At 45.9% G+C, this 22,674-nt stretch carries 19 protein-coding genes and 1 tRNA gene; 3 read left to right on the top strand and 17 right to left on the bottom strand.

Annotated features, from left to right (window positions below):
• Nucleotides 1–1,061: 1,061 nt before the first annotated feature.
• From HMPREF9944_RS02745 to HMPREF9944_RS02820, 15 genes are all read right to left on the bottom strand, one after another.
• Nucleotides 1,062–1,132, bottom strand: a tRNA-Gln gene (locus HMPREF9944_RS02745).
• Between the two features lie 73 nt (nucleotides 1,133–1,205).
• Entirely contained in the window at nucleotides 1,206–1,904 is a 699-nt protein-coding gene (locus HMPREF9944_RS02750; protein ID WP_008564313.1) for a DUF4919 domain-containing protein, read from the bottom strand.
• Nucleotides 1,905–1,996: 92 nt separating this feature from the next.
• Complete coding sequence (tyrS, locus tag HMPREF9944_RS02755) at nucleotides 1,997–3,298, bottom strand: tyrosine--tRNA ligase (protein WP_008564314.1); 1,302 nt, start codon at nucleotides 3,296–3,298, stop codon at nucleotides 1,997–1,999.
• Between the two features lie 88 nt (nucleotides 3,299–3,386).
• Nucleotides 3,387–3,638, bottom strand: a complete 252-nt coding sequence (gene yidD / locus HMPREF9944_RS02760) for a membrane protein insertion efficiency factor YidD (protein WP_008564315.1) — start codon at nucleotides 3,636–3,638, stop codon at nucleotides 3,387–3,389.
• The gene (rnpA, locus tag HMPREF9944_RS02765; RefSeq protein WP_008564316.1) at nucleotides 3,635–4,036 is read right to left on the bottom strand and encodes a ribonuclease P protein component; all 402 of its coding nucleotides are present in this window, start codon (nucleotides 4,034–4,036) and stop codon (nucleotides 3,635–3,637) included. Before rnpA ends, yidD begins: the two co-directional genes overlap by 4 nt.
• A gap of 17 nt (nucleotides 4,037–4,053) precedes the next feature.
• Nucleotides 4,054–4,800 (bottom strand): uroporphyrinogen-III synthase, encoded by a 747-nt coding sequence (locus tag HMPREF9944_RS02770; RefSeq protein ID WP_008564317.1) that lies wholly within the window; start codon nucleotides 4,798–4,800, stop codon nucleotides 4,054–4,056.
• Nucleotides 4,801–4,806: 6 nt separating this feature from the next.
• On the bottom strand, nucleotides 4,807–5,826 hold the full coding sequence (locus HMPREF9944_RS02775; protein ID WP_008564318.1) for a DUF4271 domain-containing protein: 1,020 nt from the start codon (nucleotides 5,824–5,826) through the stop codon (nucleotides 4,807–4,809).
• A gap of 59 nt (nucleotides 5,827–5,885) precedes the next feature.
• Nucleotides 5,886–7,142 carry a methionine adenosyltransferase gene (gene metK / locus HMPREF9944_RS02780; protein ID WP_008564319.1) on the bottom strand — a complete coding sequence of 419 codons (1,257 nt, stop codon included), beginning with the start codon at nucleotides 7,140–7,142 and terminating at the stop codon, nucleotides 5,886–5,888.
• A 173-nt stretch (nucleotides 7,143–7,315) separates the two neighbouring features.
• Nucleotides 7,316–8,443 (bottom strand): hypothetical protein, encoded by a 1,128-nt coding sequence (locus HMPREF9944_RS02785; RefSeq protein WP_008564320.1) that lies wholly within the window; start codon nucleotides 8,441–8,443, stop codon nucleotides 7,316–7,318.
• 446 nt (nucleotides 8,444–8,889) lie between these two features.
• Nucleotides 8,890–9,693, bottom strand: a complete 804-nt coding sequence (locus HMPREF9944_RS02790) for a gluconate 5-dehydrogenase (protein WP_008564321.1) — start codon at nucleotides 9,691–9,693, stop codon at nucleotides 8,890–8,892.
• Between the two features lie 986 nt (nucleotides 9,694–10,679).
• Nucleotides 10,680–11,759, bottom strand: coding sequence for a ribonuclease III (gene rnc, locus HMPREF9944_RS02800; protein ID WP_008564323.1), 1,080 nt, complete (start codon nucleotides 11,757–11,759; stop codon nucleotides 10,680–10,682).
• Nucleotides 11,749–13,011: a beta-ketoacyl-ACP synthase II gene (fabF, locus tag HMPREF9944_RS02805; RefSeq protein WP_008564324.1), complete on the bottom strand. Its 1,263-nt coding sequence runs from the start codon at nucleotides 13,009–13,011 to the stop codon at nucleotides 11,749–11,751. Before fabF ends, rnc begins: the two co-directional genes overlap by 11 nt.
• A 117-nt stretch (nucleotides 13,012–13,128) precedes the next feature.
• Nucleotides 13,129–13,365, bottom strand: coding sequence for an acyl carrier protein (locus HMPREF9944_RS02810; protein ID WP_008564325.1), 237 nt, complete (start codon nucleotides 13,363–13,365; stop codon nucleotides 13,129–13,131).
• Between the two features lie 219 nt (nucleotides 13,366–13,584).
• Nucleotides 13,585–14,622 (bottom strand): glycosyltransferase family 9 protein, encoded by a 1,038-nt coding sequence (locus HMPREF9944_RS02815; RefSeq protein WP_008564326.1) that lies wholly within the window; start codon nucleotides 14,620–14,622, stop codon nucleotides 13,585–13,587.
• A gap of 77 nt (nucleotides 14,623–14,699) precedes the next feature.
• Nucleotides 14,700–15,302: a DUF4254 domain-containing protein gene (locus HMPREF9944_RS02820; RefSeq protein WP_008564327.1), complete on the bottom strand. Its 603-nt coding sequence runs from the start codon at nucleotides 15,300–15,302 to the stop codon at nucleotides 14,700–14,702.
• A 729-nt stretch (nucleotides 15,303–16,031) separates the two neighbouring features.
• Between HMPREF9944_RS02820 and HMPREF9944_RS02825 the strand changes: the two genes are divergently transcribed.
• The 3 genes from HMPREF9944_RS02825 (at nucleotide 16,032) to mutS (ending at nucleotide 19,417) form a co-directional block, all read left to right on the top strand.
• Nucleotides 16,032–16,322 carry a type II toxin-antitoxin system RelE/ParE family toxin gene (locus HMPREF9944_RS02825; RefSeq protein ID WP_238315295.1) on the top strand — a complete coding sequence of 97 codons (291 nt, stop codon included), beginning with the start codon at nucleotides 16,032–16,034 and terminating at the stop codon, nucleotides 16,320–16,322.
• Nucleotides 16,323–16,324: 2 nt separating this feature from the next.
• Nucleotides 16,325–16,636: a helix-turn-helix domain-containing protein gene (locus HMPREF9944_RS02830; RefSeq protein WP_044113324.1), complete on the top strand. Its 312-nt coding sequence runs from the start codon at nucleotides 16,325–16,327 to the stop codon at nucleotides 16,634–16,636.
• A 117-nt stretch (nucleotides 16,637–16,753) separates the two neighbouring features.
• Nucleotides 16,754–19,417 carry a DNA mismatch repair protein MutS gene (gene mutS, locus HMPREF9944_RS02835; protein ID WP_008564331.1) on the top strand — a complete coding sequence of 888 codons (2,664 nt, stop codon included), beginning with the start codon at nucleotides 16,754–16,756 and terminating at the stop codon, nucleotides 19,415–19,417.
• A 372-nt stretch (nucleotides 19,418–19,789) separates the two neighbouring features.
• Here mutS and HMPREF9944_RS02840 read toward each other — a convergent pair whose 3' ends face one another.
• Nucleotides 19,790–20,746: an aldo/keto reductase gene (locus HMPREF9944_RS02840; RefSeq protein ID WP_008564333.1), complete on the bottom strand. Its 957-nt coding sequence runs from the start codon at nucleotides 20,744–20,746 to the stop codon at nucleotides 19,790–19,792.
• A 46-nt stretch (nucleotides 20,747–20,792) separates the two neighbouring features.
• Nucleotides 20,793–22,652 carry a 4-hydroxy-3-methylbut-2-en-1-yl diphosphate synthase gene (locus tag HMPREF9944_RS02845; protein ID WP_008564334.1) on the bottom strand — a complete coding sequence of 620 codons (1,860 nt, stop codon included), beginning with the start codon at nucleotides 22,650–22,652 and terminating at the stop codon, nucleotides 20,793–20,795.
• Between the last annotated feature and the right edge of the window lie 22 nt (nucleotides 22,653–22,674).

The following is a 22,674-nucleotide window of genomic DNA, read 5'->3' on the forward strand; positions in this document are numbered from 1 at the left end:
CATCAATACAGCCATGATGGGAATGTTGGGATGCACGGCTCGTGCGTCCGTTCGGCGCGGAATAATCAACTTGTCTATTTGTTTACTCGTTCACTGTCAACTGAAACGTGGGCGGACGCACGGACCGTGCGTCCCTACATGCATTCGAACAGCCCGTCCTATCCATCATTTTATACATCAATATGGACAATGTGGGTACATAGAGACGCACGGTTCGTGCGTCCGTTCTGCGCGGAACAATCAACTTGCCAATTTGTTTACTCGTTCACTGTTAACTAAAATGTGAGCGGACGCACGAGCCGTGCGTCCCTACATGCATTCGAGCAGCCCGCCCTATCCATCATTTTACACATCAATATGGACAATGTGGGTATGTAGGGACGCACGGCTCGTGCGTCCGTTCGACGCGGAACAATCAACTTGTTAATTTGTTTACTCGTTCATTGTTAACTGAAACGTTGGCGGACGCACGGACCGTGCGTCCCTACATGCATTCGAGCAGCCCGCCCTATCAATCATTTTATACATCAATATGGACAAGGTGGGTATGTAGGGACGCACGGTTCGTGCGTCCGTTCTGCGCGGAATAATCAACTCGCCAATTTGTTTACTCGTCAACTGTCAACTATATTGCATTTCAATCTCAGCCATTTTGCACGCTAATATGGGTCATTTTACCGCGCAATCTCAGCCATTTTACCACGCGATATGGCTGAGATTGAAACACAAGGTGTAAGCCATTGATTATCAGCTTGAACGTATGTAGGGACGAACGGTGCGTGCGTCCGCTCCATTAACCATACATATTTGTTTGCCATTCAAAGCAAATCGGTATATGATAGCAGGGAAGCAAGTAGCACATTTGCTGCATAAACAACGAAGCCCCGATGCGGTTTATCCCTTACCTCCTTCTTGTTTGTCCCCATCATTTATCAAGTGGGCTAACATCAAACGTCAATTCCTCCTCATGAATTCTTGAATGGGCCATCAATATAGGCCAAACAGCGGGGTAAAACGAAAAGCGTCGGATGATTGAAAACTCCATCTTCCGACGCTTTTTGTTGTCCCAGGCGGACTCGAACCACCACTGACAGAACCAAAAACTGTAGTGCTACCATTACACCATAGGACAATCTGCGCGCAAAGGTAGTGGTTTTTTCGCCTACCACCAAATTTTCAGCCGACTTTTTGCGGCTCCTTGCCCGTTACTTTCCCTTGAAAAGCAACGTCAGAAGCTCCATCTCGCGCGTGATATCGAAGTGAATGGTGGACTTATCATAGCGTTCGCTCACCCCACCAAGCGTGAGAATGTCGCAATGTCCCACCAATGCTTGCCCCTTGACACGTTGTATTCCAAGGTATTCGCGCAGTAAATGATATTCATCGGGCACTGATGTGACCACGAAAGGATGCGCATGTGAGCCGTCACCCGTGGCGGCAATAGCCTCAAGAAGCCGCTGGAAAACGAGCAAAGCGCCGTAACCTGTGTTCTTGGGAACAGGCGTATCTGTTGCAAAAGGCCAGCCATCGCGGCACAATTGGGCTTTGACAAGCAGGGCAGAGAGGTTGAGCGGATTCACAGCAAGCACTTTATCAGCCAGCTGAATGGCTTTGGCTGTTTCTTTATTCTGCAGGGCTTTATTCATTTTCTGCTCGTTGGCGTTTTCCTTTCCAAGGCTGATATAGCTCTGACCGCAGTAGGCCAGCACGCATTCCGCCATGGTCGGTGGCTGCTCGGGCGTTGGGGTTGCGACCCTTTCCACCAGCAATCGTATGCTGTCGGGACGCGAAGTGCAAAGCTGTTCGATATGTTTCCAGTCGGGCGTGATATAGTTTTTGGACGCCTGCGCCATGCTTGTGAGGGCGAGAATGAGGAACAACGAAGTGATAAATGGCCGTTTCATGTCGTGAAATTCAGGTTTATGGGACAAAGATATAAAAAAATCTGCAAGGTAATGTGCCCTGCAGACTTTTTTATCGTCATACAAATGAAATCTTATTTGACCGTGATAAGATAGTAATTCTTCTTACCTCGCTGCACAAGGAGATATTTTTCGTCGATGAGGTCGGCAACCGTTACGGGGCGATCGAAGGTATCGAGCTTTTCTTTATTGAGGCTCACGCCACCCCCTTTGACCAATTTTCGCATCTCACTCTTACTGGGGAAGATGTCCATTCCCTCTTGATTGAACACGTCTACAGCCGGTGAACCCAGCAAGGAGCGGTCAATGGTGTAGTGAGGTACGTCGTTGAAGACATCGTTGAGCGTTGCTTCGTCGAGCCGTTCCAAGCTTTCTTTGGTGGCTTTCCCAAAGAGTATGTTGCTGGCGGCAATGGCCATGTCGAGGTCTTCCTTTGAATGAACCATCGTTGTGACCTCTTCTGCGAGTCGTTTTTGGAGTGTTCGGCGGCCCGGGTCCTGCAGATGGTCGGCCACAAGCGCCTCAATGGTCTCCTTATCAAGGTCGGTAAAGATCTTGATATAGCGTTGGGCATCGTCGTCACTGACGTTGAGCCAGAACTGATAGAAGGCATATGGCGTCGTTCGATTGCGGTCGAGCCACACGTTTCCACTCTCTGTTTTGCCGAATTTCCGTCCATCTGCCTTCGTAATCAACGGACAGGTGAGACAGAAAGCCTCGGCTTCATTGCCCAAAGTGCGGCGAATCAGTTCGGTTCCCGTGGTCATATTGCCCCATTGGTCATTGCCTCCGAGCTGCAAACGCACGCCATGATGCTGATAGAGATAAAGGAAATCGTAGCCCTGAAGCAGCTGATAGGTGAACTCGGTGAACGAAAGTCCGTCGTGAGCTTCGCCGTTCAAGCGCTTCTGTACGCTGTCTTTGGCCATCATGTAGTTGACGGTGATGTGCTTGCCCACCTCTCTTGCAAAGTCAAGAAAGGTAAACTCCTTCATCCAATCGTAGTTATTGACCAGCTCAGCCTTGTTGGGTTCGCTGCCATCGAAGTCAAGAAACTTTGCAACTTGCCTCTTGATGGCCTCTTGATTGTGGTATAATGTCTCGGAATCCAGCAGGTTTCGCTCCTGACTTTTACCCGAAGGGTCGCCTATCATGCCTGTTGCGCCACCCACAAGCAAGTAAGGTTTATGGCCGCAACGCTGCAAATGGCGCAGCATCATGATGCCGCAAAGGTGGCCGATGTGCAGGGAATCGGCGGTTGGGTCGGTGCCCAAGTAAGCCGAAACCATGTGACTTTGCAGATACTCTTCCGTTCCCGGCATGATTTGTGCCAGCATACCACGCCATTTCAGCTCTTCAACGAAATTCTTTATCATGTTTTTTCCAATTAAAAACGCGGGAAGTTGCTTTCCAATCTATCCCACATTGTTTATTTATATGCTTGTCGGGGGCTGCTCACAGCACTTATGGCACGGGGTCATAACCGCTTCCGCCCCATGGATTGCACCTCAGAATGCGCCACACGGCCAATGCCAATCCCTTGAAAGGGCCGTGCTTCAGCAGTGCTTGTCGGGCGTATTCGGAGCACGTTGGCGTGAACCTGCACGACGGAGGTGTGAGGGGTGAGATGACATGTTGGTAGAACCAAACGGGCAACAGCAACAACCATACGAGGAGTTTCATTGCACCTTGCCATATCGTTTTAGCCATGTTCATAGCTTTTCACCAATGCGTTGCAACAGATTGACAACCTTTCGGGTGACGATTTCCGACGATTGGAGCTTGTCATCGAGCCAGATGAAGGCCATTACCATGCTTTTTCCGTCTTCCATTTTATCGGCCACGAACTGGCGATTTCGGCGATATGCCTCCCTTATCTGACGCTTTACGCGATTGCGTTTAACGGCTTGTTTGAAGCATTTCTTAGGCACACTGACCAGTAATTGCGTCTTGGGAAGCCGTTGTGGGCCATCTTCCGTCATTAGCATATAGACCACGCGTAACGGGAAGGCTGACATGGAGTGGCTTTTTCCGCCATTAAAGAGCCTGTCAATGGTCTTTTTACTACTGACGCGCTCCTCTTTGGGCAGTCTTTCCGAGTGAATCGTGACCATATCCACCTGTTAGGCTTTTATTTTTGCGCTTCCAAATAAGCCTTCAAGGCCGCCGTCATCGAGGGATATTCCTTACTGGGCGCCACAAGGTCGATGTGCAAGCCTTGCGCTTCCACCTCTTTGGCCGTCGCAGGCCCGAATGCAGCAATCTTAATGTCGCCTTGTTCGAAATCAGGGAAGTTCTTTTTGAGTGCTTTAACGCCCGTCGGACTGAAGAACACCACCATATCGTAGTCGAAAGCGGTCTTTTCTGCGGCCGAGAAGTCGTTGCTTACCGTGCTATACATCACACATTCGCTGTGTTTCAGCTTCTTATTGTCGAGCACATTCTTGATGTCATCATTGTGAACACTGCTCAATGGCACGAGATATTTCTCGTTCTTGTGCTTCAACATCAGCGGTATCAGCCCGTCAATCTTACCATTTGTGCCGAAAAAGACCTTGCGTTTGCGATACTGAACATACTTCTGTATGTAGAGAGCAACAGTCTCTATGAGGCAGAAATACTTCATATCTTCGGGTATAGTGATGCGTAATTCCTTGGCTAATTTGAAATAATTGTCGATAGCATGACGCGAAGTGAACACCACTGCCGTGTGATCAAGCAGGCTAATCTTCTGCTGTCTGAATTCTTTAGAGGAGATTCCTTCAACCTTAAAGAATGGTCTGAACACCATTTCCGTGCCATATTCCCGCGCAATGTCATAGTAAGGTGACTTGTCACTGGCTGGTTTTGGTTGAGAAATCAAAATCTTCTTTATCATTATATCCTAAAAATTGATTTTCAAATATGCGTTAATTGTTGCCAAGGTTCCCCATAAAGCGAGCACAGGCATGACTTCAAGGGTGCAAAAGTACAAAATATTCTGCACATAACTTCCGTTTTGTTTGAAAAAGATAAGATAGCTCTTGCAGAACAACATGATTTTAAGTAGGACGATAACCACAAAGGTATAGACCATAGCATGGTCTACTTGGAGACCGAAATAGGCCACCAATGTGCTCGCAGGGAATAGCAACAGGCCCTCTATCGACACGATAAAGAGAATCGACTTGAGCCATTGTTCGTTCCGCTTACGGTCGAAAAAGGTCAGATTGGTCACCGTGTAAATCACTATCTTCAATAGGAAATAAACCAGAAACGCACCAGAGAACCACCCGATTACTTGGTATTGGTCGACGATAAACGTGTCGCTAAGGGTGGCACGTGTGTGAAAAAAGAACAGCAACGCCAGCTGAAGACACGTCTGAAGCATCAAGAAAAACTGGAAACGAAGCTCGCTTGCCGTCTCAGTAACGGCCGTTGTCTCGCCGTGTTGCACGTAGAAGAAGTGCTTTGCCTGCCGTCCGATGAAGCCACGCGACTTTCTGAAGGCCACTATACCAATGACAAAGCAAGCCAAAAGAAGCCCCGTTATCACGTTGTCCGCTGCAACGGAATACGGAATGGGGTCTCCTGCAACGCCCATTCGCCCACCCGGTAGCTCAGGATGGAACAAAGGGGAACGCGAAAAGAATGATTCTTTGTAGTATTTCGGGAGACTCACGTCCCGCCAGCTCTTCCCTACGGGCTGACCCGGCAGGTGTAGCGTGTCAGGACGGCTGCTCCAATGAATCTCGCTCGGCTTGATATGGGCCTGAATGGCCGAATCTTGTTGGGCCGGCGTGGCGTTCTTGGGCAGCCAACTCAGCACTTCGGCCGGCGTAGGTTGCCGATGTACGAGCGCTTCGGCCTCGGGAACACCTTCCGACAGTGCTGCTTGTGCGATGGAATCTCCTTGTTGTATCATTCTATTATGATGAAAAAGGGACGGAAACACGCGCTTTCCGTCTCTTTCGGTACATGAATTTACAGATTAAATGCCTGTTTAATGTCGGCCACACGGTCGAGTTTCTCCCACGTGAACAGCTCCACATCGATGGTTTTCGGCTCATGATACCTGCTAGTAAAGGTCTTTTTCACCACTTCATTACGTCTTCCCATGTGTCCATAGGCTGCCGTTTCCAAATACATCGGCTGTCTCAGCTTCAACATACGCTCAATAGCGTGCGGACGGAGGTCGAACAGTCGTTCAATTTGCCTTGCAATCTCGCCATCGCTCATCTTTACGTTGCTCCGACCATAGGTATCGACATACACACTGACCGGTTTAGCCACGCCAATAGCGTAAGCCAACTGCACAAGCATCTCGTCTGCGACGCCCGCCGCTACCATATTCTTGGCGATATAGCGTGCAGCATAGGCCGCAGAGCGGTCAACCTTCGACGGATCTTTACCCGAAAAGGCTCCTCCACCGTGTGCTCCTTTGCCGCCATATGTATCAACTATGATCTTACGGCCTGTAAGTCCGGTGTCACCATGCGGACCTCCGATGACAAACTTACCCGTCGGGTTGACGAGATACTTGATATTGTCATTGAACAAGGCTAATACTTTCTCGCCTAAACGGCTTTTCACGCGCGGAATAAGAATGTTGATGACGTCTTCTTTGATTTTATTGAGCATAGCTTCATCATCATTGAGGAACGCATCATGCTGTGTACTCACGACAATCGTGTCGATTCGTTGCGGAATACCAGCGTCGTTGTATTCAATCGTCACTTGACTCTTGGCGTCGGGGCGTAGATAAGGCATCAATTTGCCCTCGTGACGGATTTCGGCCAGCGTACGCATCAGCAAATGTGACAGATAAAGCGACACAGGCATGTAGTCCTCGGTTTCGATAGTGGCATAACCAAACATCATTCCTTGGTCTCCTGCCCCTTGTTCGTCTTCATTTTGTCGGCTCACACCACGATTGATATCATCGCTCTGCTCGTGAATGGCCGTCAAAATGCCGCATGAATTGCCGTCAAACTGATACTCTGCCTTGGTATAACCAATCTTTTTGATGGTGTTTCGGGCGATGGTTTGCAGGTCGATATACTCCTTTGAGCGCACTTCGCCCATGATAACAACTTGTCCCGTGGTGCAAAACGTCTCGATGGCGCAGTGAGATTGCGCGTCGTAAGCCAGAAACTGGTCGAGCAATGCGTCCGAAATTTGGTCGGAAACCTTGTCAGGATGTCCCTCGGACACTGACTCTGAAGAGAATAAATAACTCATTTTCCATTACTTTTTAGCGTGGAACAACACCAAGTAACCGTAAAATCAGAGAGGATTTTGCAGTTTTAGCATTTTTTTATGTGGTTGCAAGCAGCCAAATTTTTCCACAATTGTTATACATAATCTATTAACTTGCTTGCAAAGTTACAAACTATTTTCCATATTGCAAAGGCTTATTGGCGAAAAATAGACACGACTTTGAAGTCTGTATAAGTGTTGAGTTTATTGGAGGGGATATAAAGTCCGTGATCAAATTCACCCACTTTGCTTGCGTCCGAAGCTGAAAATGTTTCCTTATAATCAAACATTCGAATCACTTTAGTGGGTGCACTGTCCGACGACATCAGTCCCCAACCGGCTCCACCCGTGGCAAGTACCACTGCAGCTCCACCAATAACACGTCCGATACTGCCTGCAATGCGCCCCACTTTATGCCTTGTTCGGGTGTAAAGTTCACTTCCTCCGTCAATGATTTTCAGCTTTGTCGGGTTGTTCACATTGTCGGCAATGGCATAACTTTCGGCACGTTTGGAAATCAATTTGGCCAATTTGTCAGTGATAACATTGTCATTGTCGCGCCGATAATTGTTGCGCAGGATTACTTCTTGCCCGTTTGGCAGATAGAAAGTAAAGTGATAACGGTTCAAGAGCCGGTCGGTTTTCTGTTCATCTTTGCGCATCGAGATGAGCGAAAAGGTGGAAATATACATCTTAGCAAAGCGGTTTGTATTCTCATTTGAGTAGAGATAAACCGTAGCTGCACGCATATAGCTGTTGTTTTCAGCCGGAATCAGCTTCTTCCCTATCGCTATCTTATAGTCAAAAAGCGGCCGCATCTCGCCCAAATGTTTGAAGAGTGCGTTGATGATTTCCGTCTCGTTACGGCTGTTGAGCTCTTGAAATTGCCGTTTGGTTGCCTTGCTTTCCAATGCAGTTCGTGCCACTTCGCCTTCTCCTTTGGCCACCATTGCCGCTGAAAGTTGCGAGAGATTGACGGCTGCACGCATCACAACGAAGAACGATTTGTCGGATAATTCCTCGCAATAAAGGTCAACTTGCCTCCCTGCCTGCACGGGCGAACTGGATTGCGGCTTGCTTGATTTGACGTTATTATCCTGTTGTTGTGCGTGCAGAAGCACATCGTGGGCCTGATCGGAAGCCATTTTCAGGGCCAAATTAACGGCAGCTGTCTTTGAAGAAGCATGGGTTGAGACGATGATGGATTGATATTGGTCGGCCGAAAAACCGAAAATGGGGAGTAAAGCCAATAGGCCTGCAATTAAAAATCGGTTGTGTTTCATTACGTTTTGTTCTTTATTGTACAGCGAAACAGGGACTTTGCACTGCTGAATACACCCTATGTCGCTGTAATCCTGATACGAATACGTTTGCAAAGTTATGATTTTTATGCCTTTCCACCAAGGAGTTTACCCAAAAATCTATGGTTACCAGCCCTCTACCCCTGCCATTTCATATTTAAATAGAGTTGATACAAAAGGAAACAACAGTGGTCAGACGCACAGGCCGTGTGCTCCTATACCCTCACGAAAGCCGTTTGATAGTACATAAAAAATGCAATAAGCATGTAGGGACACACGAATTGTGCGTCCCTACATCAAAATTGAAAAACATATACACGTGAATTATTGAGCGGACGCACGGTTCGTGCGTCCCTACATGCGGTCAAACGGTTTATCATATTGGCCTGATTACGGCCTGATTTCCGCACTCCTTGCTCCTCGTGGCCTTACGGTTGCTTGCCAATGTAGGCCAAGATGCCGCCGTCCACATAGAGAATATGGCCATTCACAAAGTCGCTGGCGTCAGAAGCCAAGAAAACGGCCGGTCCCATCAGGTCTTCAGGCGTTCCCCAACGTGCAGCCGGGGTCTTACTGATGATGAATCGGTCGAAAGGATGGCGGCTTCCGTCGGGTTGTTTCTGGCGAAGTGGAGCGGTTTGTGGCGTAGCTATGTAGCCCGGACCAATACCGTTGCACTGTATGTTGTGCTCGCCGAACTCCGAACATATATTGCGTGTGAGCATTTTCAGGCCGCCTTTGGCTGCCGCATACGCGCTGACTGTCTCGCGACCCAGCTCACTCATCATCGAACAAATATTGATAATCTTTCCGTGTCCCTTTCGTTTCATACCCGGAATGACGGCTTTTGAGACGATAAAAGGAGCGTTGAGGTCGATGTCTATCACCTGTCTGAAGTCCTCCACGCTCATCTCTTCCATCGGAATACGCTTGATGATGCCGGCGTTGTTGACGAGAATATCAATCGTTCCGAGCTCTTTTTCAATCGTATTGACGAGCGTTTTAACCTGCGATTCGTCGGTGACATCGGCAATATATCCGCGGGCATCGATGCCTTTGGCCTTGTAGTCGGCCAACGCTTGCGCAAGATGTTGCTCACTACGACAGTTGAATGCCACCTTTGCCCCAGCCTTTGCGTAGGCCTCAGCAATGGCAAATCCGATGCCATAAGCACCACCTGTGACCAAAGCCACCTTACCTTCTAAAGAGAATTTTTTTGAAAATGTGTCCATGATTTGTTTTTGTTTCGAGTTATTCGTAATATTTCTGCAAATATATATCATTTATTTTAAAATCTTGCCATAAATGAATGGAAATTTGTTTTGTAAAAAAATGTGCGCTAATTTTAACACTTCGGAGTGCCATGAAATAGAAATTAAAAGCAAGAATGACCGACCTCCGAACTCAATTATCCGTTTTTTACAAGCCGTTTTCCATCGTTTTACTTTTCCGTTCTCCTCATCGCAGTTGGCAATATCAGCCATATCGTCGTGCAATATCACCCACTTTACCGCGCAATATGGCTGACATTGTGCGGTAATATGGCTGATATTGGTTTTCAATATGATGTATGTAGGGACGCACGGCTCGTGCGTCCGCTCCCCGCTTCAGTTAACAATACACAAGTAAACGGGTGGACAAGTTAAATGCTCGTATGCATGTAGGGACGCACGGTCCGTGCGTCCGCTCATTAAACCACATGTATATACCTTTCAATGTTGATGGAACGGACGTACGAGCCGTGCGTCCCTACATGCTTATCATGACCGTATTACATAGGAAAATGATTGAAATAACCACACAAAACGACTGATTTCAGCTTGCAAAGTCCATACAATCGGTCTGCAAAACAGCGAGTTTTGCTTCGCAGATTGCATTGTTTTATTCAATCATTTGGTTTTTAATGGTTTATAAAAGCGTAAAATACGGCTTCTATTCCTAATCATCTGTGCTTCCGTTTCAAATACGCGAGTTATGCGAAAGCGTTTGTAAAAGAAAATCATAAAATCAAGATTATAGTTCCATATACTCATTTTTGATTTCCACCCCACCCCATTTTAATGGGAAAATAAACTGATTTGCACCCTATTTTACCTTCATTTTCTTCGCAAAAAAATAGAAAAAGCCATAAAATACGGCTATATTTTATGGCTTCTTCTATTGGTATCGCTATTTTATTTCATTCGGAAACGGAATAAAACAGCCCGTTTGAATATACTTATTCTTTGAAAGCGGCGGCTTCGGCAGCAGCAATGATTTCTTCATCGCTCTGCTTTCGCGCACTGATGTCGCTCAAATCGAACTCGTCTTTATCCTTTTCGGGTTTTTGTTCTGCCGATTCTTTCTCGGTTTTGTACATGGGTGAACGACGACGGTTGCGACTTGGCCTGTCCTCATAAACGGTTTCGCGGAACACGTTTTCGTGTTTTTCCTCCGGAAGTTTGTCATCTTTGCTTTGAGGAATGATGAAATTGTCGGCCTCATCCGTGCTCGGCACGTTCTCAACCGGCTCTTCTTCCATCTTTGTGCGGTCGGCTTTGGCAACGAATACGGCGTCAATGAACTTCGGTTCTTTGCGCAATCGCTCTAAAGTAAGCTTGCTGGCGAGTTGCTGACTCTCTTTTTTGCTGTAGCCAACACCGTTGCATCCGTCTACACCTTCAATGACAACCCGATAGTTGAACATCGGACTTCCGTTCTTGTCTTTACCTTGTTCGAGGATATTAAAGTCGAGACGAACGCGGTTTTTCTGGCTCCATTCGATGAGTTTGCTCTTGAAATTCACCTCTTTGTAGGCCACTTTGTCGATGTTAATCATCTGAGCAAGGATGCGGTTCTTCATAAAACGCATGCAAGCATCATAGCCCTTGTCGAGATAAATGGCCCCAACAAGTGCCTCAAAAGCATTGCCTCCCATGTAATTATTATGTGAAGAGCTACGCCCATTGCTAAGGATTAATCGGCTAATTCCAAGCTCTTTGGCCAGCTTATTCAGCGTTTCTCGCTGCACAAGTTTGGAGCGTGTGTTGGTAAGAAAGCCCTCTCTCTTACCCGGAAAGTGCTGGTAAACGATGTCACCTACAATGGCATCGAGGATAGCATCACCCAAAAACTCAAGTCGTTCGTTGTTAACTGGCTTCCCTTTTGCATTGCGTCGCATCACACTTTTATGCATTAATGCCAGCTTATAGTAGCTGATATCGTGTGGAAAAAAGCCGAGAATGGAACGTAAAGACGAATAAAGCTCCTTCTCTTTTCGGAAAGGAAGCCTTATTCTATCAATGATATTATTCAGCATATTTCTTGAAAACAACGCAGCAGTTATGTCCTCCAAAGCCGAAAGTGTTGCTCAATGCCGCACGCACTTCACGCTTTTGAGCCTTGTTGAAAGTGAAGTTTAATTTGTAATCCAGTTGCTCATCGTCGTCACCTTCTGCGTGATTGATGGTCGGAGGCACTATGTTATGCTTCACACTCAGCACACAAACCATCGCTTCAACAGCTCCTGCAGCACCCAAAAGGTGGCCGGTCATGCTCTTTGTTGAACTGATATTGAGTTCATAGGCATGGGCTCCAAAGACGTCTTTTATGGCTTTTGCCTCTGAAATATCACCCACTGGAGTAGACGTTCCATGCACGTTGATGTAGTCAATGTCCTCAGGTTGCAAGCCAGCATCCTTGAGTGCGTTCATCATAACAAGCTTTGCACCGAGGCCTTCCGGGTGAGAAGCGGTGATATGATGGGCGTCGGCACTTGCTCCTTCGCCTACCATTTCGGCGTAAATCCTTGCACCTCGTGCCTTTGCATGGTCCATTTCTTCGAGTATTAAACAGCCCGCTCCCTCTCCCATCACGAAACCATCGCGGCTTGCACTAAAGGGACGGCTCGCATGTTCGGGGTCTTCATTGCGCGTAGATAAGGCATGCATGGCGTTAAAACCGCCCACTCCGCATTCGCAGATGGCTGCTTCTGCACCGCCACTTACAATGATATCGGCCTTTCCCAAGCGGATAAGATTGAACGCATCAGCTAAAGCATTGCTCGAAGATGCGCAAGCACTGGTCGTAGTATAGTTGGGACCGTGGAACCCATACTGTATACTTATCTGCCCAGCAGCTATATCTGCAATCATTTTCGGTATGAAAAAGGGATTGAATTTAGGTCCATCAGCAACGTGTTGTCCGTAATATGTCACCTCATCTTGGAAAGTTTGAATGCCACCGATGCCCACTCCGTAGACCACACCGATACGGTTTAGATCCTCTTTCTCCAAATCGAGACCGGCATCTTTGATGCCTTGAGCGGCACTTACCATTGCCAATTGACAATAACGGTCCATCTTTCGGGCCTCTTTACGGTCGATATAGTCATTCAAATTCAAGTCTTTTACCTCGCAGGCAAACTTGGTTTTAAACAATGTTGTATCGAAATGGGTGATTGGTGCAGCTCCACTCTTGCCTTCAAGCAGGTTTTTCCAAGTCTCTTCTGGCGTGTTACCAACCGGTGTAACAGCTCCCAAACCTGTTACTACTACTCTTTTTAATTCCATATATATAAAAAATTGATTAGGGATTAGGGATTAGTGACCGGGCACAACAGGTTGTAACCCAATCCTTAATCACTAATCCCTAATCTTATGATTTGCAAAATAATCTAAGCTATCCTATTACTTTGCGTTTTCTTCGATGTACTTAATAGCATCACCTACAGTCTGAATGGTCTCTGCTTTGTCGTCAGGAATAGAGATACCAAACTCTTTTTCGAACTCCATAATCAGCTCTACGGTATCCAAAGAGTCTGCACCAAGATCGTTTGTGAAGCTTGCTTCGGGCTTAACTTCAGCCTCGTCAACACCGAGTTTGTCTACGATAATAGCTTTAACCTTGCTTTCAATTTCTGCCATAATAGTTAATTTTAAAATGATTATAAATTAATTTCTTAATGAAAAACTGCGTGCAAAGGAACAAATTTATTTTCAATTCCGCAAATATTTTATACAAAAAAGCACCTTACCTTGCACAAATACCCCCACATTGTGCAATAAATCACGCGTTTTTTCCATTTTTATTCCGTTATAATAGCCATGATTTTCCAATGTATATTGTCAATAATAGATGCCTTTTTAATCGAAAATACGTTGCACATGTACCACAATTTGTTCGTAATCGATATCGTTCATGCAAGCATAATCGCCTCGGAAACAAGGCTTATTGCCATAAACGGAACAGGGACGGCAGGGCATATCCAACTGAACGGCATCTGTTTTGCGTTGGTTCCAGCCCATGAAACCGGCGAAAGGATGCGTGGCTCCCCAGACACTTACCACTCTTGTGCCTACCAACGAGGCCAAGTGCATGTTGCCACTATCCATGCTTAACATCACATCTAAATGGCTCATGAGTATCAATTCGTCGCCTATTCCGTTCAAAAGTGCCGAAGCATTCATGCAATTGGCATAGTTCTTGGCCCACGCATCAAGCACTTCTCGCTCTTTCCCGCCACCACCAAAAAGGAAAATACGACAGGAAGGGTAAAGCTGAATGAGCTTTTCAATAACCTTTTCCATCTTTTCCAAGGGATAAATCTTACCCTTATGGGCAGCAAACGGGGCAATACCTATCCACCGCTGGAACTCCTTTTTCTCGCCTATTACAGTCGGAAGCCGACGCAGATTTCCCCCTTCGGTAGGGAAAACCGACTGAAAATCCAACTTTACGGGATAGCCCAAACGGGCCAATACCGCTGCATAGTTTTCAAAAGATGTGGGCTGCTGTACTTTTACTTTATCTTTTTTCCGACACAACAGTCGCTTTCCTTTGCGGTGTTTATCGATATGTGCCACGCGGAAACCACCGAGGAAGAAACGCAACCGCAGGTATTTTGTGCGCAACACATCATGGAAATCGGCTACATCGGTGAAGTTTTTTGCCAACAATCTGCGATAAAGTGCATTCAAACCGTTAAAACCTTGATATTCGTTTTTAATGTCGGCAGCCATGAAACGAATGTTATCGAGTCCTTCAAAGAATGGACGAGCAAACGGTTTGCTCAACACTGTAACACGAAGATCAGGATATTGGTGTGCCAACGAAGCCACAACGGGAAGCATCATGGCTACATCGCCCATGGCAGAAAAGCGGATAATGAGAAGATGTTTCATCGTATCAGACCCCTATTTCCTGCATGTTGCAGGGTGATTGGGTTAACATATCAATGTTTCGGCTATGTTTCTACCTCCTATTTCTTATATAACACGGGGTTCGTATCGGCATCGTTATACATCTTCATCTGCCGATATACCTTCATATATTTCCTACCTGCCGCAATATCCTCAAGCAATTGGTCGATGGCCGTACTTAAATCAACCTGCTGCTCCATTAAAACAGCCAGCTTAGCCTTGCACTTTTCAATGTGTTCGGCTGTGGCATCGGTACGCTCAGCCTGCTCTTTCATATGGTAAATCTTCAAGGCAAGAATGCTCAAACGGTCCACTGCCCAAGCCGGACTCTCCGTATTGATGCGTGCATTTGGCTGAACTTTCACCTCTTTATATAAGTCTCTGAAATACGAATCAATCTGTTCTACCAAGTCAGTTCGGTCTTGATTGCTCTTATCGATGCGTCTTTTGAGAGTCAAAGCCTCTGCAGGATCAATCCTGGGATCGCGGATTATGTCTTCAAAATGCCACTGAACGGTATCTATCCAACACTTCAGATAGAGGCGATTTTCAATGGTTCCCTCTTTAAAAGGGTTACAAATAGGGGCATTGATGTAGTCTTTTACGTGATAATCACCAATGGCTTGATTGAATATCTTGTTGCAATGTTGTGTGAAAGACATATGATTACTATCTATTTTACACTTAGGTTAATACTGCAAAAATAGATATTTATTTTCATAATCACAAATATTTATCCACAATAAGTGTTGATAAGCCTGCTGAAAAAGCATAGATAATCTTGTTTATAACTTGATTGTTATTCACAACCTTCCCCCCTCCCCCATAAATCTCGTGGATATCAACCCTCTTATACAGCAGTTTTCTTTTGCTTTTCCACGTTTTCAGCATTGAAATATTTATCAACTTATCAAATCATACCTATTCCGTCATTTAAGTGGAAAAGCTATATATGCCATTGATATTCATTGAAAAATAATCAATAATAGCGTTGATAACCGCTTATTTGATGTTGATAATGAAACAAGCAAATTATTCCTTGACTTTTTATCGACATATCCACACCCATTATTCTTACTCTTTTATTTTCTTTCTTTTAAAATATTGAAATATAAAAAGAATAAAGCGCCGGGCGTATCTTTCTAAAAATACAATACAAAGCTATAGTTAATGCTTTATAATTCCTATATCGTTTTGATTAAGTTTCCGTAACTTTGTAATCTCACCTCCTGTTGTCTAACTTTAAATGATAAACAAATAAAAGAATAATATAATTATGGAATAAATATATTCCATATTGTTTTGAGATATAAAATGAATTATTTACTTTTGCAATGGAACAATTAAGGGAAATATTCTACTCTGAATCGTACGAAACTTACTATAAGAAGTTGGATAAAAAGCTTCAAGAAAAGTTTGATTATGTGTCACATATAATAAGAACACAGCCTGTTGTAAATAGTAAGTTCGTTAAGAAGCTGGAAGGAAGTGACTTCTATGAGGCACGAATATCAATGGGAAGTAATGAATATCGTACTATTCTCTTTGCAATAGATGCTGAAAGTTTTAATCAATGTTCATGTGTTTTGTATTTGAATTCTTTTCAAAAGAAAGATAAAAAGCAATATAAAAGCGAAATAAAGAAAGCTGAAAAAATAATTAAAAACTATATGGAGGAATGATAATGATAACATTAAATAGAGACAAATTGGCTAAGTTGCGAACTTCAAGTGAGTATTTTAATGAGAAATATGGCGTGGAAGGAACACCTAAACGAAAGGATTTTGAAGCGCGTGCCAATACTTATTACTATGCCGAACTGCTGAGAGAGCAACGTAAAGCACAAAAACTTACACAACAACAATTGGCAGAAAAGATAGGAAAAAAACGAGAATATATCTCGCAAATCGAGCGAGGTAACAGCGATATGCAACTATCTACCTTCCTACAAATAGCCAATGCGTTGGGTTTAAGGTTTGCGATGGTCGTCGGTTGAATGGCTTTAAACTTCAAAAGACTATCAATCGTTAACGCTTCCTAAATTATATTCCCTTTCAATTGAATTTCAGTAATTTTGTACATTCAATGGAATTCAATCATTACGCGATAGATTATGGCAGCAAACGATAAGGGCCTGACGCCCATGATGAAGCAGTTTTTCTCGATGAAAGCCAAGCATCCCGGTGCATTGATGCTGTTTCGTTGTGGCGATTTCTATGAAACTTATGGCGAAGATGCCGTGGTTTCGGCGGGCATCTTGGGCATCACGCTGACCAAACGTAATAATTCTGCTGAGAATTCAGTGGAGATGGCGGGATTTCCTCATCATGCCTTGGACACTTATCTGCCTAAACTGATTCGTGCCGGCAAGCGTGTTGCCATCTGTGATCAGCTGGAAGACCCGAAAAAAAAGCGTGAACAAATCAAGGGAAAGAAGGGTCTTACGGAGATGGATAAGATGGTTAAGCGTGGCATTACAGAGCTTGTGACGCCCGGAGTAGCTATGACTGACACCGTATTGAACTACAAAGAGAACAATTTTCTGGCTGCCGTGCACTTCGGAAAGGCTTCTTGCGGCGTGAGTTTCTTGGACATTTCGACGGGAGAATTCCTCACAGGAGAAGGCTCATACGACTATGTTGAGAAGATGTTGGGCAACTTTCAGCCCAAAGAAGTGCTCTACAACCGTGAGCATAAAAAGGATTTTGAACGCTTTTTTGGTACGAAATACTGCGTGTTTGAAATGGATGACTGGGTCTTTTCCGACCAAAGTGCACACCAAAAACTGCTGAAACATTTCGGAACAAAGTCGCTCAAAGGCTTCGGTGTAGACCATTTGAAGAACGGAATCATTGCAAGTGGAGCCGTATTGGAGTATCTTGAACTGACCCAACACACACATATTAACCACATCACTTCGCTATCTCGCATCGAAGAAGAGAAGTATGTGCGTCTCGATCGCTTTACAATTCGCTCGTTAGAACTGGTGTCTCCGATGCAAGAAGACGGCAGTTCACTACTCAATGTCATTGATAAAACGGTCACAGCTATGGGCGGCCGAATGCTCAGGCGCTGGCTTGTTTTCCCCTTAAAAGACGTATTTCCCATCACAGAACGGCTGGATATCGTCGACTATTTCTTCCAAAAACCGGAGTTCAGGCAGCTTATTAACGAGCAACTTCACCGTGTGGGAGACCTCGAACGCATTATATCTAAGGTGGCAGTTGGACGTGTTTCGCCGCGCGAAGTGGTTCAGTTAAGGAATGCACTTGACGCTGTTAGGCCCATCAAAGAGGCTTGTCTTTATGCCGAAAATGAGGCTTTGAAGCGCATAGGAGAGCAGCTGAACCTCTGTGAAAGCATCAAAAATCGAATCGAAAAAGAGATACAACCCGACCCTCCGCAGCTGATTGCGAAGGGCGATGTCATAGCCGATGGTTGCAATGAAGAGCTGGATGAGCTGCGTGCTTTAAGCAAAAACAGTAAGGATTACGTGCTGAATATTCAGGAAAGAGAGGCAGAAAAGACGGGAATAACAAGCTTAAAAGTGGGTTATAACAATGTTTTCGGCTATTATCTTGAGGTACGTAACACCTTTAAAAGCAAGGTTCCCAACACATGGGTACGCAAACAGACACTGGCGCAGGCCGAACGGTACATCACACAAGAGCTTAAAGAATACGAAGACAAGATACTCGGTGCCGACGAGAAAATTCTTGCGTTGGAAGCACGCCTGTTCAGTGAGCTGATATTGGCCATGCAAGACTTCATTCCGCAGATTCAAATCAATGCAAACCTGTTGGCACGCATCGATTGTCTGCTGAGTTTCGCCAAAACGTCTGAAGATAACGGTTATATCCGACCTGTCATAGACGACAGCGAGGTGATAGATATCCGTCAAGGTCGCCATCCTGTGATTGAAACCCAGCTGCCTTTGGGCGAGCGTTATGTGCCCAATGACGTCTATCTTGACACGGAAAAGCAGCAAGTGATGATGATAACGGGGCCTAATATGGCCGGAAAATCGGCGTTACTTCGCCAAACGGCCCTCATTGTTTTGCTTGCTCAAGTGGGTTGTTTCGTCCCTGCTGAGCGGGCAAATATCGGACTTGTGGACAAAATATTCACGCGCGTAGGAGCCAGCGACAACATTTCGTTGGGCGAATCCACGTTCATGGTCGAGATGACTGAGGCTTCTAACATCCTTAACAACGTGTCTTCAAAGAGTCTTGTGCTGTTCGATGAGTTGGGAAGAGGCACAAGTACCTACGATGGTATCAGCATTGCGTGGGCCATTGTGGAGTATCTTCACGAACAACCTAAGGCACGTGCGCGCACACTTTTCGCCACACACTATCATGAACTCAATGAGATGGAAAAGAACTTCCATCGCATTAAAAATTATAACGTGAGCGTGAAAGAGATAGATGGCAAGATTATCTTCCTGCGCAAGCTGATGAAAGGTGGCAGCGAACACAGTTTCGGCATTCATGTGGCTGAGATTGCGGGCATGCCACGCTCAATAGTGAAGCGAGCCAACGTGATATTGAAGGAATTGGAGGCCGATAATGCCGGCGTAGGACGTGCAGGAAAGCCTAATACAGCCAAGATAGCAGAGCACAGAGAGGGCATGGAACTGAGCTTTTTCCGCCTTGATGACCCTGTATTAGAGCAAATTCGCGACGAAATCCTCGGCCTCGATGTGAACAATCTCACGCCTGTTGAGGCCCTTAACAAGCTCAACGACATCAAAAAAATATTGAACGGGAAGGCCTGAACACCCGTTTTTTCCATTCTAATGAATGGAGATGGAGTGGTTTATGGGTTCCTATTGGATTGCAACCAAATTTATCCTGCTTTTTTGTTTCATTCATCTTGCGATTTAATCCCAGCTATTTTGCCGTGTAATTTCAGCCATATTACACGCTAATATGACCCATTTTAGCGCGCAAAATGGGCCATATTAAAAAGCAAGATGCAAGTCGTTGATTATCAATATCGCCGTTACCTCAAACTGTTCGAATGCATGTAGGGACACACGGCTCGTGCGTCCGCTCTATTAATCTTATGCATTTATTTATTATTCCCCTTGAGCGGACGCACGAGCCGTGCGTCCCTACATACCGAACAACAATCATTGAAATGCAAACTAATTCTTATTTTGACGGTTATAAGCTGCTTTCATATTCTTTTCAAGCTGTTCTACCGAACTGGCACCTACGATGACGCTCGTCACTCCCTCTTGTTCGAGCACCCAATCAAGGGCTCTTTCGGCCAAGGAAAGTCCGTTTTCAGTGGCTTCCTTATTCCATTCGTGCAATTGATGCAGCAATTCGGGTGTCAATGCGTCGTGCTTTAAGAACTTTTCTTTGGCCATTCTGCTGTCAGTAGGTATGTTTCCATGAAGATAACGGTCAGTGAGTAGGCCTTGAGCCAATGGAGAAAAGCCGATAAAACCAATGTTTTTATGTTTGCAATAGTCGAGAATACCGTTGTCGATGACCTCCTTGTTAAGCATATTGAGCCTTCCTTGATAGATCAGTAGGGGCACATCGCGTTGTGACAAGTATTGATTTGCAAATTCAAATGCTTTCAATGGCCAACGACTGATGCCTAAATAACGCGCTTTTCCCTGTTTAACGATGTCTACCATGGCCTGCAACGTCTCTTCCATGGGCGTGTTCGGGTCGAAACGGTGGCTGTAAAAGAGGTCTACATGGTCGAGATGCATTCGCTGAAGACTTTGTTCAAGGCTCGCCATGAGGTGCTTTCGCGAGCCCCAATTACCGTATGGACCGGGCCACATGTCGTATCCTGCCTTCGTAGCAATGAAGAGTTCATCGCGATAAGGCCTGAAACTGTCGTCCATCAAACGTCCCATTGTCTCTTCGGCTGAGCCATATGAAGGTCCATAGTTGTTGGCCAAATCGAAATGAATGATGCCATGATCGAAGGCATAATGGGCAATTTGGCGGCTTCTTTCATAGGAATCGATGGCTCCGAAGTTGTGCCAAAAGCCCAAAGAAAGCTTAGGTAGCAAGATACCACTCATGCCGCAACGACGGTAAATGTCGTGTGTATAGCGTGAAACGTCAGCTGTGTACATGTTTGTTTCGTTTTGATGGACAATAAAAATGATGGGTTTAGGCCTTTTATTCGGCAGGCGTTCCTTGTTTGTTTTGGGCTCTGTCCTTCCGAATGAGGGCCAACAAGTGCTCTACGGCCACTTCTTGTGGAATGTTTTTCTCCACACAAACCTGTTTTCTGTATAGACTTACGCGGTTGATTCCTGCGCCTACGTAACCGTAATCGGCGTCGGCCATCTCGCCGGGACCGTTGACTATACAGCCCATAATACCTATTTTGAGTCCTTTCATGTCCTTGGTAGCTTCGCGAATGCGGGCAATCGTCTCGCGAAGTTCATAGAGCGTGCGTCCACAACCAGGGCAACTGATGTATTCGGTCTTGCTGGTTCGGAGGCGAGCTGCCTGCAAAATGCCGAATGAAGTGTCGGTGATGACGCTTTGAGAGAGGTCGCCATCGTTCATCAACCACAGTCCGTCGGTGAGTCCATCAATCATTAATGCGCCCATGTCTGCTGCCGCTTCGAGTTGAAAATCGCTCTTTTCGGCCGCTGTGTGCCGGTACATTTGGGCGAAGACGACGGGATTATGAACACCGTTCTCCCACATTTCGTGCACCAAGGCCCGCTGTTCTGCCGTCTTGTTTTGATGATTACTCGTGCAAACGACCACGATTTCGGGGTGCAGTTTAAGGCAAGTAAGATATTCATCTGTTGGTGTTCCGAATTGCAAAACAAGGAACTTTAGGTCGGCTTTCACCATACCTATGAACGGAATTGCAGTCACCGGGAAGATAGGATAGACGTTTGTTGTGTCGTTAAGTGCCATATATTGGTCGTAATCGAGAATGTATTTGCATCCTTTCTTACGCGCTTTCAGCTCCTGACCTACGTAGATATAATCTGCTTCCTGCTTGTTTTCGCTCGGTGAAGAAGCGATGACAACGGGCACATTGCTGCCACCTATGCCACAAACGGCACGGGTGAAGCGACGTTCGGGCTGCAACCAATTGAAGCTTTTTGCCTGCGTTCCGGGCACAAGAAGGTGGCCTTCGCGTCGCCCGATGTATTCAACAAGATGACGGGCAACAGGTATTTCGGCTGCAGGTTCCTCGCTTAGACTCACCCGAATGGTGTCTCCGATGCCGTCAGCCAGCAGCGCTCCGATGCCAACAGCACTCTTTATGCGTCCATCTTCTCCCTCTCCTGCCTCGGTAACGCCCAGATGTAGCGGGTACTTTATGCCCTCTTTTGCCATGCGATCTACCAGCAATCGCACTGCAAGAACCATGATAACGGTGTTCGATGACTTGATAGATATGACCACATTATCAAAGGATTCGCGTTTGCAAATGCGTAAGAATTCCATGCAACTCTCCACGATTCCCGCAGGTGTATCGCCGTAACGGTTGCGTATTCTGTCGCTTAAACTGCCGTGATTTACGCCAATTCGTACTGCAGTATGGTTGGCTTTACAGATGTTAAGGAATGGAACAAAGCGGTCATCTATCTTGTTTAACTCCGTAGCATAGGCCTCATCGGTGTACTCATGCACGATGAATTTGCGGGCAGGATCAACGTAATTGCCCGGATTAATGCGTACTTTCTCGGCGTAAAGTGCAGCAACATCGGCCACATTCGGGTTGAAATGAACGTCGGCAACCAATGGTGTTTGGTAGCCATCAGCACGCAGTTGCGCATTGATATGCTTCAGATTTTCGGCTTCGCGCGTGCCTTGTGTGGTCAAACGCACCAGTTCTCCGCCCGCTTCGATAATCTCTTCGGCCTGTCGGACGCATGCTTCCGTGTCGTTGGTGTTGGTGGTTGTCATGCTTTGCACGCGTATGGGGAACTCACTCCCCATATCAATGGCACCCACATGTACGGTGGTTGTTTCCCGTCGTTTGTATTGAAATAAGTCGATATTCATAAGATTGGTAGCTTGCTACGGC

Origin of the sequence: Segatella maculosa OT 289 (assembly GCF_000243015.1) — a bacterium.
Classification (GTDB): Bacteria; Bacteroidota; Bacteroidia; order Bacteroidales; family Bacteroidaceae; genus Prevotella; species Prevotella maculosa.